This is a genomic window from Thalassolituus pacificus, assembly GCF_025318105.1.
GTDB lineage: Bacteria > Pseudomonadota > Gammaproteobacteria > Pseudomonadales > Oceanobacteraceae > Venatoribacter > Venatoribacter pacificus.
Window position 1 is genome coordinate 499,084 of record NZ_JAOANI010000019.1, and the last position, 16,171, is coordinate 515,254.

General features: G+C 52.1%; 9 protein-coding genes. 3 read left to right on the forward strand and 6 right to left on the reverse strand.

Going from position 1 to position 16,171, the window contains the following annotated elements; translation table 11 throughout:
* The first annotated feature begins 65 nt into the window (after positions 1-65).
* On the forward strand, positions 66-4,988 hold the full coding sequence (locus NYR02_RS12890; RefSeq protein WP_260976759.1) for an ATP-binding protein: 4,923 nt from the start codon (positions 66-68) through the stop codon (positions 4,986-4,988).
* Positions 4,989-5,099: 111 nt separating this feature from the next.
* Here the strand turns inward: NYR02_RS12890 and NYR02_RS12895 are convergent, their stop codons facing one another.
* Positions 5,100-7,493 (reverse strand): methyl-accepting chemotaxis protein, encoded by a 2,394-nt coding sequence (locus tag NYR02_RS12895; RefSeq protein WP_260976760.1) that lies wholly within the window; start codon positions 7,491-7,493, stop codon positions 5,100-5,102.
* A 472-nt stretch (positions 7,494-7,965) separates the two neighbouring features.
* Between NYR02_RS12895 and NYR02_RS12900 the strand changes: the two genes are divergently transcribed.
* Positions 7,966-8,448 carry a protease complex subunit PrcB family protein gene (locus tag NYR02_RS12900; RefSeq protein ID WP_260976761.1) on the forward strand — a complete coding sequence of 161 codons (483 nt, stop codon included), beginning with the start codon at positions 7,966-7,968 and terminating at the stop codon, positions 8,446-8,448.
* 70 nt (positions 8,449-8,518) lie between these two features.
* Complete coding sequence (locus tag NYR02_RS12905) at positions 8,519-9,703, forward strand: dipeptidase (protein WP_260976762.1); 1,185 nt, start codon at positions 8,519-8,521, stop codon at positions 9,701-9,703.
* A gap of 363 nt (positions 9,704-10,066) precedes the next feature.
* On the opposite strand, the gene NYR02_RS12910 is transcribed toward NYR02_RS12905, so the two are convergent.
* The 5 genes from NYR02_RS12910 to NYR02_RS12930 form a co-directional block, all read right to left on the reverse strand.
* Positions 10,067-12,526, reverse strand: coding sequence for a DUF748 domain-containing protein (locus NYR02_RS12910; protein ID WP_260976763.1), 2,460 nt, complete (start codon positions 12,524-12,526; stop codon positions 10,067-10,069).
* Between the two features lie 64 nt (positions 12,527-12,590).
* Positions 12,591-14,294 carry a flotillin family protein gene (locus NYR02_RS12915; RefSeq protein ID WP_260976764.1) on the reverse strand — a complete coding sequence of 568 codons (1,704 nt, stop codon included), beginning with the start codon at positions 14,292-14,294 and terminating at the stop codon, positions 12,591-12,593.
* A gap of 45 nt (positions 14,295-14,339) precedes the next feature.
* Complete coding sequence (locus tag NYR02_RS12920) at positions 14,340-14,984, reverse strand: YqiJ family protein (RefSeq protein ID WP_260976765.1); 645 nt, start codon at positions 14,982-14,984, stop codon at positions 14,340-14,342.
* Positions 14,984-15,637, reverse strand: coding sequence for a PspA/IM30 family protein (locus NYR02_RS12925; protein WP_260976766.1), 654 nt, complete (start codon positions 15,635-15,637; stop codon positions 14,984-14,986). Before NYR02_RS12925 ends, NYR02_RS12920 begins: the two co-directional genes overlap by 1 nt.
* 4 nt (positions 15,638-15,641) lie before the next feature.
* The gene (locus NYR02_RS12930) at positions 15,642-16,124 is read right to left on the reverse strand and encodes a hypothetical protein (RefSeq protein ID WP_260976767.1); all 483 of its coding nucleotides are present in this window, start codon (positions 16,122-16,124) and stop codon (positions 15,642-15,644) included.
* Positions 16,125-16,171 lie beyond the last annotated feature (47 nt).

A 16,171-nucleotide genomic window follows, 5' to 3' on the forward strand; every position in this document is an offset into this window, starting at 1 on the left:
GGTTCCGCGACATCCGATTCAGGCCGGCCCGATTGAATATCGGCACATTATGGAATGTAGTAACGATGACAGAGCAACAGGTTTCAACAGACAACACCCTATCCAAACACATCGACCAGCTGTTCCAGAAAGCCGAACAGCTGTCTGCCGACTTTTCCCTGTTCCCGGAATACGAAGACAATGCTGTCGATCAGAGCGTTAAAGGACTGATCTCTCCGGAACGCTGCGAGGCCGAACTTGAGCGCCTGCGCGGCCTTAATATTGACAATTATATTGAACAGATCGTCGCGCCCAGCGAAAGCAACAGCCGCATGGGTGCCAAAGCGGTCGTTCAGCATCTGGTTCTGCGGGTTATCACTGAAGTAGAAGATGGCCCACTCTACTGCGCCGAAGCCGATATGGATTTCGGTGGTCATGTCCGCCGTATCGGTTTTATCTGTCAGAACCGTGAGCACGCCAATGGTGCCTGGCAGCCGCAGCACCACAACCGTGCGGCGCAGCAGGCCCGTGCATTTGCCAGCCGCGCCATGCCGATTGTTACCTTTATTGATACACCGGGAGCTGACGCCGGCGAAGCCGCCAACGCTGGCAACCAGGCACACAGCATCTCCCACCTGATTACCGAAATGGCCAATAACGATGTGCCGACGCTGGGTATTATCTGGGGTGCCGGTTACTCCGGCGGTGCGATCCCGCTGGCCACCACCAATATTCTGCTCAGTGTGCGTGATGGTATTTTCAACACCATTCAGCCGCAGGGTCTGGCAAGCATTGCCCGCAAGTACAACCTTTCATGGCAGGAATGTGCAAAATACGTTGGTGTTTCCGGTTTTGAACTGCGTGAAGCCGGCATCATTGATGGCATTATTGATTACGCCCCGACCGATGCCGATGAAAAACGTTTTAATCTGCATCAGGCCATTACCACCGGTATTGAATCGATCGAAACCAGTGCCGCTGAATTTGCCCGTCACAGCAAATATCTGATGGACCACTACCAGCGCAGCGTTGAACGTTTTCTGCGACCATCCGAGAAGCTGGAAAAGCTGCAAAAAGGTTCCAACTTTTTCCTCGCGCAGACGCCAACCGAGCACATTAACCTGTTCGGTCTGACCTATCGCTACACCCGCTACCTCACTCTGCGCCGCCGTATTCACTCCACAACCCTGGAAAACTACGGCCGTCTGGCGGAAAAAGAAGTACCGGAAGGCCAGCTGCAGTCCCGTTTACAGCGCGAATCCAAGCGTAAATTCCAGAACTGGCTGCAAGCCCCGGAAAAAATCGTCTACGACGATAACCTGCACAAAAGCTGGAAAAATTTCTGGAGCAAATACGAAGACCGTGACGGTAGCCGCAGTACTATCGCCCGTCTGTTCTTCGGCGAGCCGAAAAACAACTATTTAAAGGCCAAGCAGGAACTGTGCTTCAACCTTGGCCTGTATCTGTTTAACCGCTGGAAATCCGATGCTTCGGTCAATTTCCAAGGACTGATGGATTACCTTGAAGACTACAAGCAAAGCCGTTTTCTGCTGCGCGCCAATGACATCCTCGATGCCGTTGCCGTAGCTGAATTTATAGAAAAAAACCCGCATCCGCTGGCCGCTTATATCCGCGAGCAATTGCCGCACGAAACCCGTCAGGAACTGACCCAGGGACTGGCCAAAGAAAAAGCCAAAGGTGCGCTTAAGCAATCGCTGGCAACCGCGCTGAACAGCATTCTGAAAGATGAGCTGATCCCGGATAATATCCGCGCCGATCTGAAGCTTTCCACCCGTACCGAAGCGTTAGCCAACAGCATCGCCAGCATCAAGGTGGAAGCCAACCGCCGCATTATTGAAGAGGCGCTGGCCCCTTATATTCAGTTCCGTCAGGAAAACATTCAGAACCCGGCGCACCCGGACATCACCATTCTGGATGCCATTTTGCACGATGAGCTGCGCTACGAGTTCAGCCAGGTGTGTCAGAACATGCTGGTATTTGGTCAGCTGTACGACAACTTTATTCATAATCTGGTGGGCGTGGCGAAAGAAGCCAACGAAGACCGTTCGCTATCCCGCGACTCGGTTAAAACCCTGCTCGATAAATCACTGGCAGAAGCCACCGAAGGCGACAGCTATACCGCGCAGGAACGCGAATCTTTTAACCATTGGCTGAGCTACTTTATCAAGAGCAATCAGCGCGGAGATTTCCTCAAATCCGTTGAAGAATGGAAAAAACTGGCCTTCCCACGCCTGTCTGACACCCTGTTTGTGGTAATTACCTTTATTTTCGAGAAGCTGCTGCCGGAGTATCACGAAGCCGAGCAGGATGGTAAGACCTATAACGGCCGCATCAATCCGGTATCCATCGGTCGTCGTAAAGACTTCTGGAACCGCCTGACCATGGCCTACCACGACCTGCTGATTCAGCAGGTTCTGGATGACACCAAACGTCAGAAGAAAACATCCGCGCAAGCCATTATTGAACGTTTCTTTAATGATTTTGAAGAACTCAACGCCAGCCTGATGTCAGCCGACCCGGTTGCCTTCCCCGGCTTCCGCAGTTCGATCGAAAGCGCACTGAAAAAAGACATCAAACCCTGCGGCGTGGTGACCGGTATTGGTACCATCAAAATCGGTGAGCGCGAGCAACAGGTTGGTGCACTGGTTTCTAACCTCGACTTTCAGGCCGGTGCCTTTGATATGGCCTCCGCTGAGAAATTCTGCAAACTGATGGTGGAATGTGCGCGACAGCATTTACCGATTGTGTGCTTTGTATCCTCCGGTGGTATGCAGACCAAAGAAGGCGCAGCGGCGCTGTTCTCGATGGCGGTGGTCAACGACCGTATCACCCGTTTTGTGCGTGATAACGATCTGCCGATCGTCATTTTTGGTTTTGGTGATTGTACCGGTGGCGCGCAGGCGAGTTTTGTGACTCACCCGCTGGCGCAAACCTATTACTTCTCCGGCACCAACATGCCATTTGCCGGCCAGATTGTGGTGCCAAGCTATCTGCCAAGCACCTGTACCCTGTCAAACTATCTGTCGGTATCGCCGAAGTCGATGGACGGCCTGGTCAGCCACCCGTTCTTCGATAACCTGGATGATCGCCTGCGCGCCATTGATCCGGATATGCCGGTCGCCCGCTTCAGCGTTGATGACGTACTCGACCGCGTGCTGCAGGGCTATGTCACCGCCGAGCGCATGGCTCCGGATACCGGCGCTAATGCCAGCAAACTGAAAAAATACGGCAAGATCAACAAGGTACTGATCCACGCCCGTGGCTGTACTGCGGTAAAACTGATCCGCAAAGCCCAGGAAAACGATATCAAGGTCATCCTGATTGCTTCCGACCCGGATATGGAATCGGTACCTGTTGATATGCTTGGGCCTGAAGACCGCGTGGTCTGTATCGGCGGTAACACGCCGGACGAAAGCTACCTGAACGCCAAATCGGTACTGCGTATCGCCCACCACGAAAACGTGGATGCATTGCACCCGGGCATTGGCTTCCTGTCGGAAAGCAGCCAGTTTGCTGCGCTGTGCGGCAACCACGACATTAACTTTGTCGGACCGCCGGTTTCCTCAATGGAAACCATGGGTAACAAGTCCAACGCAATTAATACCGCGATGCGTGTGAACGTACCGGTTGTTCCGGGCTCCCACGGCATTCTGACCAGTTCAGCCAATGCCGCTGCGGTGGCCGATGAAATCGGCTATCCGGTGCTGCTGAAAGCGGTACACGGTGGCGGTGGTAAAGGCATTCAGGTAGTACATTCGCCGGATAAAATCCATGCTCTGTTCCACCAGATTTCGACCGAAGCCAAAGCCGCTTTTGGTAACGGCGACGTGTATCTGGAAAAATACGTTACCTCCCTGCGTCATATTGAAGTGCAGGTACTGCGTGACAGCCATGGCAACACCAAGATTCTCGGTCTGCGTGACTGTTCAGTGCAGCGTAATAACCAGAAGATTTTCGAAGAATCCGGTTCAACCATGCTGCCGCGTGATCTCGAACAGGCGGCCTATGATTTTGCTGCCAAGCTGTCTGATGCGGTGAAATACGTGGGTGCGGGTACCGTCGAATTTATTTTCGACCTGCACGCCAATACCATTTATTTCATGGAAATGAACACCCGTCTGCAGGTAGAGCATCCGGTCACTGAACTGGTCTCCGGCATTGATATCGTCAGCACCCAGTTCCGCATTGCCGAAGGCGACAGCATTGCCGACCTCAAGCCGGTGGCCAAAGGTTACGCCATTGAAGTGCGTGTTAACGCCGAAAAAGCCGTGCGTAAAGGCGACGATGTTGAATTCGTACCAACGCCAGGCCTGATCCGCGATTGCGTATTACCACAGGAAGACTATGTCGAGCTGATCGCCATGGCCGCGCCGGGCAAACAGGTATCACCGTTCTACGACAGCATGGTGGTGCAGATTATTTGTTACGGTAAAGACCGCAACGATACCATCGCCAAAATGCGTGAATATCTGGAGCGCGTCCGCATCACCGGCGTATGCACCAATATTCCGCTGCTGAAGCGCGTATTGGACGATAAAGTCTTCCAGGATGGCGTTTACGACACCACTTACCTGCCTCAATTCCTTGATCGTATCGATGTCGATGCACTGATCAAAGACATTGAGGATGCGGCCGATATGAGTGCCAACGCTGTCGATGCAGCCGCCCTCAAGATCGAAGGCTCTGATGAACTGAAAGTACTGTCACCGTCGACCAGTATTTTCTATGGTTCTTCTTCGCCAAGCGAGCCGGCCTTTGTCAAAGAAGGTGACATCATCGGTGTCGATCATACGCTTTGTCTGATGGAAGCCATGAAGATGTTCACACCGCTGAGCCTGAAGCAGTTCAACCGTGCCGGTACCGAACTCTACCCTGCCGGGCAGAAGTTCAAGGTAACACGCATAATGAACAGCGATGGTCAGCAGGTTAACCAGGGCGATTTACTGTTCGTGGTAAAACCGATCAATGACAGCGAAAACGCGGCCTGACAGTTGTATTGACCAACATCGCCAATGCCATTGTATAAAATAAAAAAGCGCCCGAGGGCGCTTTTTTTATGGCTGACGACTAACGGTTTAAACCCCGTTCCAGCCTTCCGGTTAAGAGGCTTTGAGGTGAGAATGATCGTCCCCACTGTCGGTTAAGCGGAATACACTGACGGCCTCTGACATAAACTGCGCCTGTTCCATCAGCGACTCGGCCGCTGCTGCAGCCTCTTCCACCAGTGCCGCATTCTGCTGGGTCACCTCATCCATATGCGCAACCGCCTGATTAACCTGAGCCAGCCCGGTGCTTTGTTCGACGGAGGCTTCTGCAATGCTGCTGGTCAGATCTCGTACCCGACCGATACTGCTTTCAATATCGGCCATGGTGTCACCGGCCTGCTGTACCTGTTGGCTGCCGTTATCAACCAGCGCAACGGAATCTTCAATCAACACTTTGATCTCTTTGGCAGCAACGGCTGAACGCTGCGCCAGGCTTCTCACCTCGGCGGCAACAACCGCAAAACCGCGTCCCTGATCTCCGGCACGGGCCGCCTCAACGGCTGCGTTAAGAGCAAGAATATTGGTCTGAAAGGCGATACCATCAATCACACTGATAATATCCACCACTTTTTTCGAGGACTGCTGAATCTGCCCCATGGTTTCAATCACCTGCTGCACCACCAATTTACCTTCCTGCGCAATGTCTGAGGAAGCTTTCACCAGGTTATTGGCTGTTTTGGCACTCTCGGTATTACGCTGGACGGTTTTGGTTAGTTCCTGACTGCTGGCAGCGGTTTCTTCAAGGTTGCTCGCCTGCGACTCCGTGCGGCGTGATAAGTCGGCATTACCCTGAGCAATTTCGCGTGAGGCAACCTGAATGGTTACCCCGGATTGTTTGATCTTGCTGACCAGATTATCCAGGTTGCGTACCGTGGTATTAACCGCCTGACTGGTTTCAGCAAACAGTCCCGGATAGTGCGCGGTGATACTGAGTGTAAGATCACCATCGGCAAGAGCCGAAACGACACGCATCACATCGCGTAATCCGGTATCCGTCACCTGCGATAAGCTGTTAAGCCGTTCCGCCAGCGTTAAGGAAAAACCCTGTTTATCATCGGTGTCTACCCGCACACTGAAATCACCTTCGTCGGCGGCAGCACGAACCATGTCATCGACTTCGCCGATCACCTTGCGCAACGTGGTCACCGTTTTATTCACGCCCACTTTGGTGCGGCCAAACAATCCCGGATAGTCTTTATCAATCGACTGCTCCAGATCTCCCTGCGCCAGTGCTTCCGCCACACGCAGAATATCGCTGAAACCGGTATCGCAGGTCGAAATTAAGGTGTTCAGATTATCCAGCATACTTCTGAAGCGATATTGGTAATGACTGGCGTCACAGCGTTTACTGAAGTCACCGGCGGCACCAGCAGCGGTCAGTTGCTGAATATCATCACTGATCGCCAGCAATGCGCGCTTAACCTCGGCTACCGATTGGGAAATCTGAGATTTTTCCCCCGGTAGCGCAACCATATCGCGGTCAAAGTTGCCCTGAGAGTACTCAGAAATAATGCCAATGGTTTGATTGATCACACGGATATAATCTTCGACCAGGCCATTCACCTGACCGGCCATTTCACCAAACGTGCCGGGGTACTGCTGCGCGTCGAGGCGGGCACTGAGCACACCATCAGCATGACGATCCGCCAGCATCTGCTGATCTTCCACGTATTTTTTGATCGCCTGCTGCATCTGCTGCATGGCCACCATCAGCTGACCGGTTTCATCATGACGTATTACTTCAATATGGTTATCCAGTTTTCCAACGGCAATATTTTCCGCAACCGACACCGCCAGAGACAACGGAATGGAAATCGCACGAATCAATAACAGGCCGGAATACACCGATAAAGCGACGCCAGCCAGAATCATCAGCATCGCCAATACCCGCACCCACTGATACGTTGCCTGTGCGCTGGCAAACTCTTGTTTTGCGACATCTAGCTGCAGCTGGGTAAGTTCATTGATTTTACTGCTGATCGGATCGATGGTTGCGTAAAGAGGCCCATCAAACGAGTTTAACTGCCCTTCCAGATTTCCTGGATGTACAGCCAGAAACTGTTCCAGTTCCTGCAATGAGCGATCGGCGTTATTAAATAGCTGCTGGGCCTGGCCGGACAGCTTTTGCTCATTTTCAGTCAACAGCGTCGACATATAACGCCGCCATTCGGCATCGATTTCCGTGTTTGCTTCACGCACCAGAGTCAGAGCATGCTCGCCATCCACCAGTCCGGCGTTAGCTTTATTTACCGCATCAATCACGCTCACTGCATAATGGTCAGAAATTATTTTCAGCTGCTGCAAAGGGACAACCCGATCTTCATAGACTGAGCGCAGCGAATGATTCATAGCAGCCAGACTGAATACACCGATGGCACCAATGACTATCAGCAGGGATGCCATAAAGGCGATGGTGTAAATAAGCCGGGAACGAATGGTTAATTGCATGTGTTCTGCCCTCCTTGGGCAAGTCAACAAGGTGCATCCATGCCACTATTGAAGCACCTAACAATAACAGGTTTAGTTGAAAATGAAGGAAAATGGAAATCGCACAGTAGAGAGAAATGTAACTAACGCCGGTGACGTCAATTGTGCGGTCAGTATCATTACATTAAGAAAGGTTTTAATCGGATGCTGATATCTCGTTCAGGTAATGCTCTTTTCTTATTTCACACGCAGAACCCTCCCGCGACGCAGAGACATAAACGCTGACTAGCGCCGCCATCACCAAGCCATGAAACACAGCATTACACGGGGCTTACACACGGCTGATTGTCTGCAACGGCCTGACAGGTCATGCTACGCGCCACGCCTAATTGTGATCATACCGGGCTGCATTGTCAGACATCTGATCCAACTCAGGGCCTGTTAACACGAGTTAAACAGGCCCTAATACCACGACCGATAGCAAGAGATACCTATGATGCTCAACCAGCAACTTCCTTTACGCTGCCTGATTTTCAGTGCTTCTGTTTTTCTATTTGGCTGTGTCGCCAGCGATCAGGAGGCAGAAAACTCCGCCTCCCACATCACACTGCATCAGGGGTTGAATCCGGTCAGCGCCGGCAGCGAAATTAAAACCATCCGCATCGTCAGTAATGCCGATGACTATCGCGAATTGCTGGCCGGCTATTCGGCAGAAAGCGCTAAGACTCTGGATTTTAATCAATATCAGATTGTGTTGATCGATCTGGGCATCCGTCCCAGTAGTGGCTACGGCATCCGCGTTGACGACGTACTGGAACAAAATAATCACGTAGTGCTTGAATTCACCCAATTAACGCCGGGGGCAGGTTGTGTTTACACTGAAGCCCAGACCAACCCATATCGTTTTGAAGCCATAAAAAGTCTGAAAGAAATTGTCATTCAGGAGAGTATTGCCACGGACAAGTGCAGCCAATAACCTAGGGCCTGTTAACATTCCTTAAACAGGCTCTGGCAGACATTTTTACTAAATCGTCAAGGAACATCCCGTGCTGCGTAAAATACTGTATTCATTTTTGATTCTTCTGATCCTGGCATTAATCGGTGCCCGCCTACTGGTGCCCCGACAGGTTGAAATGGGGATGAATACAGTAAAAAGCCACGCACCCTGGCCGGTATCCGACGCCGCGCGACAATTGCACCAGCAATTATTGGTTGCTGACTGGCATGCTGACTCATTGCTGTGGGACAGAAATCTTCTGCAGCGTGCAGACTACGGCCAGGTTGATTTCCCACGCCTGCGGGAAGGCAATGTGAGTTTTCAGGTATTTACCGCCGTCACCAAAAGCCCCAGCGGTCAGAACTACCACAACAACAGCAGTGAGGCCGCGGACAATATTACTCCTCTGGCCATCGCCCAAACCTGGCCGGTCGGCAGCTGGAGCAGTCTGTATGAACGCGCACTGTATCAGGTTCAGCGTTTGCAGGGTTATGCCCAGAAAGCGCCGGATCAGGTACAGATGATTCTGTCCAATAACGATATCAGGCAAGTTCTGAATGCCCGGCTACAAAGGAATAATGGAACGCAGGAAAACCTGCTTATCGGCGCCTTAATGGGAATGGAAGGAGGCCACCCGCTGGAAGGTGACATTGAGAATCTGGATAAATTGTACGATGCCGGTTACCGGCTGATTGGCCTGCAGCATTTTTTCGATAACGAACTGGGTGGTTCATTGCACGGCACATCCAACGCCGGTCTGACCGCCTTTGGCCGTGAGGTTGTACGTAAAGCGGCCGAGAAACACATGATTATCGATTTAGCCCACTCCTCTCCTCAGGTCGTACGCGATGTGCTGAGCATGGTTAAACAGCCTTTGGTGGTCAGCCACTCCGGCATTTTTTCCCATTGCCGGGTTAAACGGAATTTTCCTGATGCGCTCATGCAGGATATTGCGGCAACTGGCGGTGTTATCGGCATTGGTTACTGGAAAGACGTGACTTGCAATGACACCCCAGCTGGCATTGTTAAAACCATCCGCAGCGCCATTGAATTACTCGGCGAAGATCATGTTTCGTTAGGTTCCGATTTTGATGGTGCCGTGGCCACGCAATTCGACACCTCGGAACTGGCAGCCCTGACCCATGAAATGCTGCAACAGGGTTTCAGCGAAACTGAAATCCGCAAAGTGATGGGCGAAAATATGTTGCGTGTTATGCAGCAGATTTTACGCTGAAGCAAACCAGAACACGTAAGATGCACGTCCATGCTCAAGACGTGACACGCCTTACCCGTTCTTGGATTTAATTAAGGCACCTCTGAATAATTCTGCACAGCTTCGCGTGAGTGCTGCAGAGTGCTTTTGACAAGGCGTCGATTGAAGTGAATGGCGAGTCCTTTATAAAATCGACAACACCGTCAAAACGCTCTGCAGCCCACGCCCTTCGGGGCTTGCTGAAAAAATCCAGCTCCGCGTTGCCACGTTTTGGCGTAACCCGCTATGCCTTCAACGTGGCGCCTTGATCTGAACTTTTTCAGTAAGCCGAAGCGGGCACTGAATTATTCAGAGGTGCCTTAAATAACTGATTCAACCGATACGTTAATTAAACCCGAGAACCACCTCTGCCTTTTCGCCTTTCTGGGGCTTACACAGCGTAATTCTTGGCGCTAACGACTGGCCGTCCTTATCGGTTTTCTGTGCCAGCCAGGCTTTGATCGCCGTGCCACGCTGACGGGCTAATTGTGGCCAATCCTCTGCCCGCTGTTTGGCTTCTGCGTTACTGACAAAAGGACAGACCTGCAATTCCAGCTCGGTTTTTTTGTGCATTAACTGTGCGACTTTTTGCAGTGGCGGAATGTGTCCTTCATTAAGCGTGGCTTCATCCTTAACGAAGGCCAGCGCATCCAGCCGAATCGCCATTAATTCCGAACCGGCATACGAGGCGATGCTCAGCAGCAAGCCATAAGGCTGCAGACTTTGTTTGAGGTAGTGCATGGCGGCACTTTGCAGCGCTAACTGACTTAATTGCGCAGTAATATCGCCGGTGCCAAAATCCGGACGGGTCATATCACCGGAGACCGGAACGGTCAGGCGAACATTGCCGTTATCATCACGCAACAGATCCAGCGCGGTATCGACCGGCATCGAAATCTGCTTACTGAAACGTTTGATGGTTTCTTCGTCTTCCGGCACAAACCGCGAATTACGCAACAGCACCCGCGCCTCGCCACCCAACTGAGCCTCTTGCATGTCCATATCCACATCCAGATTGAGCATACCTTTTTCCAGGTGATAGCCCATTGCCTGAGCCAGATAGCCATTAAAGGCCACCATATCCAGCTGACTGATACGCAGCGTGACATTACCCTGCGGATACATTGCCGCAGCATCATGGCTGGCCGCCGTCTGAATATTGGCCAGTGTCAGACTGGCATCGAGCGCAATGCGGTTATAATCATCCAGCGACAATACCGCGTGTAATTGCAATGGTTTCAGTAGTTCAGGCTGCCCTGAAACGGCAGACAGTTCAGCGGATATTTCGCCAACATTCAGCTCACGAATCTGAACACGGCCGTTAAAAGCAGGGCTGACCGAAGCATCGCTGACATCAGCACCACTGCTGTCACCGTTTTGCTGCACGCCGGCAATAAAAATACTGAAAGCCGCGGATGCTGTTGGTTCTGCAGAGGTATTTTCTTCAGTTGTGGAGTTTTGCTGCTCTGCGCTTACCTTGTTGACCGGCGCTGATGCCTGCACAGATGCCTGCACAGATGCCTGCACAGATGCCTGCGGTATGTTCGCATTGCTATCCGCTGTTTTATTATGCGCAGTCGGTAAACCGTTAATAGCCCCATCCGCCAGACGTTTAATCGCCAGCTGTAAATCATCATATTCATGCAGGCCTGTAACCAACTGACTTGCCGACGCCGATAAATCGCTGATCTGATAATGCCCCAGACGAAGCAGCGGCTCCTCCTCCGTGCCCAGCACCAGCTGCTCAAGCTTTAGCAACTCCAGACTTTGTGTATCGGCACTGGCCAGCACATGCGTTAACTGCAAGCGTTTAAAAGCCAGCGGCGGAGCACCGGAAGCACTGACACTGACATTATCCAGCGTAATATCACCTGCCCACTGCGGCACGCTCAGAACATCGTTCAATTGACCGCTCAGCCTGAGGGTTAAGGGCTGTTGCAAACGAACGGGTTGTTCCGTTTGTAATGCAAACCGCGTTAATTCCAACTCCAGACTCAGCGGCAGTGCTGTGGGGGCAGCCGAATCAAACGGGCCAGCCTGCAAAGACATAATCCTGAGCTGGCCCTGAGTGGCCGGGCTTGCAGCGGCATTATTCTGCTTTTCGTTATGTTGTCTGGTCAGAGCATCCTGCTGCCACTCAATGATTTCATCATTCAGCGTTAAACGCCCAAGGCGTAAGCGCCAGGGTTGTGAGGTTGTTGTTTTTTCGGCGGTTTCTTTTGTTGTTTTTTCAGCGGCACTCTCAGCGCTCTCCACTGCGGCACTCTCAGCACTCTCCACTGCGGCACTCTCAGCGGCGTCCTCTGCGGAAACGGGAATCGTCAGTCCACTAACCAGCAGACGCATGACATCGTCATATTGCAGGTGTGCGCTCAGACGCAAGCCATCGAGGCGAATATCACGGATATAAATTTCACGGGAAAACAGCGCCCAGGGATCAATACTGAGGCTCACCGTATCGAAACGGCTGATCGCTGTTCTCACATCCTCCGCAGCGGTCGTTTGATCACCCGAATCAGCGCCAGAATCAGCAGCTGAATCATCCTTCAGCGGATGCTTCAGCTCAACACCGGTGAATGTCAGATCAGTGCGAAACGGTGCAAATTGCCAATCGGCAACACGCAACTGATAGCCTTCGCCCTGTGCTTCATACCAGTGCTGGCCCGCTTTAACCGCAAAAAAAGGAGCGCTGTAAAGCAATGCAACCAGCAGCACAAACAGCAACAGAAGAATGAGTGTAAGGACAGCAGAGAATTTTTTGAGGAAACGGCTTTTTTGCAGTAAGCCAGTCTGGTGTGGAGGCATCACACACTCCTGATAAAGTCACAGAGCGTAGATGATACGCCCTGTGGCTTTATTTAAAAACCGATCAGACCGATCCGCTGGTCATGTCACGGGCAAAATCATGCACGCCGGCTTCTTTCAGCAAAGAATCCACCAGCGGTGCCATCGCACGGTGCTTTAATGCACTGTTTACCAGCGCCTCCGGCAGGCTCTGACCATGATCAGCACCATCCGGATTCAGCACACCGTTGCCATTACCGCTGCGTTCGCCACCCATCTGGCTCAGGCCATCAATGGAAATAATTTTCATGCCTTCGATGTTTTCCAGTGGTTTAACACTTTCACGTACGATGCCCGGCAATGCCTCATGCAGGCTGAGAACACGTTTCAGAGCAATCTGTTCATCACTCAGGCTGTTCAGTGCTTCGTTCATCAGACGCTGACCTTCAGCATCCACTGCGTATTTCTCACGGTCGGCTTCAACTTTAATGCGGATAGCATCGGCTTCGGCGTTCGCCTGCAGGCGCAGTGCTTCAGCTTTATCTTCAGCCGCCATTTTTTCTGCTTCGGCCGCAATTTTCACCCCGGTTGCCTGACGCTCAGCTTCTTTTTGCGCTTCAATCAGCTCAATGGCTTTTTCACGTTCTGCAATTTCCACCTGCTTGGCGGTGACTACTTTTTCTTCGGCGCGTACCGCTTCTGACAATGCTTCGTTGGCGAGTTTATCGGCCAGTGATTGTTCTTTGGATTTTTCTGCAACCGCAATCGCACGTTCCTGTTCAGAAATTTCCAGCGACTTCTGCTTCAGAATCTGACGCTCGGCCAACTGCCGTTCCCGTTCAATTTCCTGTTCGCGCAGACGACGATCTTTTTCGATTTCCAGCAACAGCGTGGCCTGATCGGCAGCAATGCGTGACTGATCAATTTCCCGCTGAGCTTCAATTTCGGCTTGTTTGGCGCTACGTTCTTTATCCGCCCGTTCTTTGGCAATCTCCGCTTGCTGATCGGCTTCGCGGGTGGCAATTTCACGTTCCTGTTCCATTTTGGCGTAACGGGTTTCACGTTCAATTTCCAGACGCTGACGTTCAGCTTCAAGATTTTTCTGTTCAATCAGAACACGGGTTTCCTGCTCAATTTCGTTCACTTCCTTACGGCGTGATTCAATCGAGCGGGTCATGCGTGCCAGACCTTCAGCATCGAAAACGTTATCCGGTGAGAAGAATTCACGCGGTGTCTGATCCAGACCGGTTAACGAAACCGATTCCAGTTCCAGACCGTTTTTCAGCAGGTCTTCACTCACCACCTGCTGTACTTTCTGCACAAACTGGCTGCGCTGTTCGTGCAGTTCAGCCATTTCCATTTCGGCCGCCACCGAACGCAGGGCATCAACGAATTTACCTTCGATCATTTCTTTCAGCGCATTCGGATCCAGCGTACGGGCACCCAGCGTCTGGGCCGCATTGGCAATGGCATCGGCATCGGGTTTAACGCGTAGATAAAACTCGGCCAGTACGTCGACACGCATGCGGTCTTTGGTGATCAGCGCCTGCTGCTCTTTGCGTGAAACCGCTAAGCGCAGGGTGTTCATATTTACCGGAATAATTTCGTGCAGCACCGGCAGCACCATCGCTCCGCCGTTCATGATGACCTTCTGCCCACCCATACCGGTACGCACAAAAGAGCGTTCTTTTGATGCACGGGTATACAACCGCGCGAAAATCATCCCAATGACCAACAGGCCGATAAAAATAAATCCAGCGAAAAAAATCACTGATACAACGTTATCCATAAAAGCTCCCTAAGCGTTTTAGATTTGTCCGTAAATTGTTTTGAGTTATTGCAGATGTTTATTATCCGAACGGATACATTGGTAAACCGCACCGCGTTGCTGCACCAGCAGAACGTTATCACCGGCCTTATAGGTTTCACCGTCATCCGGCTCCACCATCAGATAATGCGTGGTACCAAACTGATCGCGAAAGCGCGCTTCCGCCGGACTGCCCTGACGGGCTTCACCCAGCGTAATGGTCGCCACCTGGCCGATAAACGATGCCGATGACAGCGCCTCGGTTTCGTCTTTCAGCAACACTTTGCCCAGCAACCCGGTCAGCAGGCGCGTAAGAGGCAAAGCAACCGCCAGTGCCGGAATCGCGGCAATTATCGCCGGCAACATAAAACCAAAGGCCGACATTAACAGTGACTGCAGCACCACCCCGCTGAGTCCGAAGAACATCAGCAGCAGCACCAAAATAATCAGTACCGGTACCTGCCCAATACGCAGCCAGGCCAGAAAACGGCTGAGCCCCATATTCGGCACCTCGCCGTCAGCGCTCAGGTCGACATCGGGCAGCAGGCCATCAATAAGCTGTGACAACCCCAGACCGATGACAACCAGCACACCTTCCAGCACGGCGATAATCAGCATTAATACCAGCGCGACGGCAAAAGGATAATTGCCGTCTGAAAACAAAAATTCCATTAATCGTTCGCCTGCGATTTAACCCGTGCCAGTCGTTCCTGAATACGATTCTGACGCGCCAGTTGATCCAGCTCGGCCAATTTACTTTCGTCACCGCTGCTGACACCCGGTGCACCGGCTTTATTCAGAATGCGGTTAAAAGCATCGGTCGCCTGTTCAACCTGAGTCGCGGTCGATGGGGTAGCGGCATGTTCCGCCTGAACAGCAGCCGCATTGGCAATTTCATAGTGTTTCAGGGCTTCCTGCATTTCGCGTTTTTTCGCCTGCAGTGCCTGAATATAAGAATTCAGTTCATTAATTTCAGCGTCACTGTCGGCGATGCTTTTTTCCACCACCGGGATCATGGCTTCGATATCCATTTGCCGGGCAATGGCGGCTTCAGCCAGATCATCGCGGCTCTGAGCCACGGCCACTTCAATCTGCGCCTGCAATTCGGCATGGCGGCTGTTGTCGCTGTTTAAACTTTTGGTGCTCAGATAGCGTGCGGCTTCGACTTTACCCAGCTGGCTGCGGACATCCGCAATCGCACTGTCGATTTCACGGATCGCTTCTTCCATCACCAGCGTCGGTGCGGCGTTTTCCAGACTGTCGACCAGCGAGTTGGCAGAAGCCGACACCAGCCGGCCGATACGTTTTAATAATCCTTCAGACATGGTGTTACTCCTTGCGGGTGGCATTATTCAGATGAGAAAAATCATTGAGCAATTGTTGTCTGGCCAGCTCCGCCTGATCAGCATTGAGCACGTGACCGCCGCTGCCGGTCAGTAAAACAGGCAGCAGCCGGCGTAACAGGTCGGTTAATACCGGAAACAATTGTCGTTCAAGATCGGCGGCGCCGGACTTGCCATCCAATGACTGGATCAGCGCCGCACTTTCGGTCAGCAGATCAAAGACCGCATCATTGAGTACGCTGCGGCCGGATTCAGGGGATTTATAACGCGCACGATACGGCGCAATGGTGTCACTGGCGGTGATAAAAGAACGGGCGAAGCTTTCGGTGCCGACCGCTTCGCGGGCCATGGCGATCAGCTCGCGGACTTTATCGCTTTGGGTCAGTGCACCGTTTTGACGGATGGCCATCAGGTAGGCGTAATCGTCTTCCGATAAACGCACACTGATCGATTGTGACTTGCTGATCATGAACTTCCCTTTTCACCGTGGCATACAGCGAATACAAATGTATACAG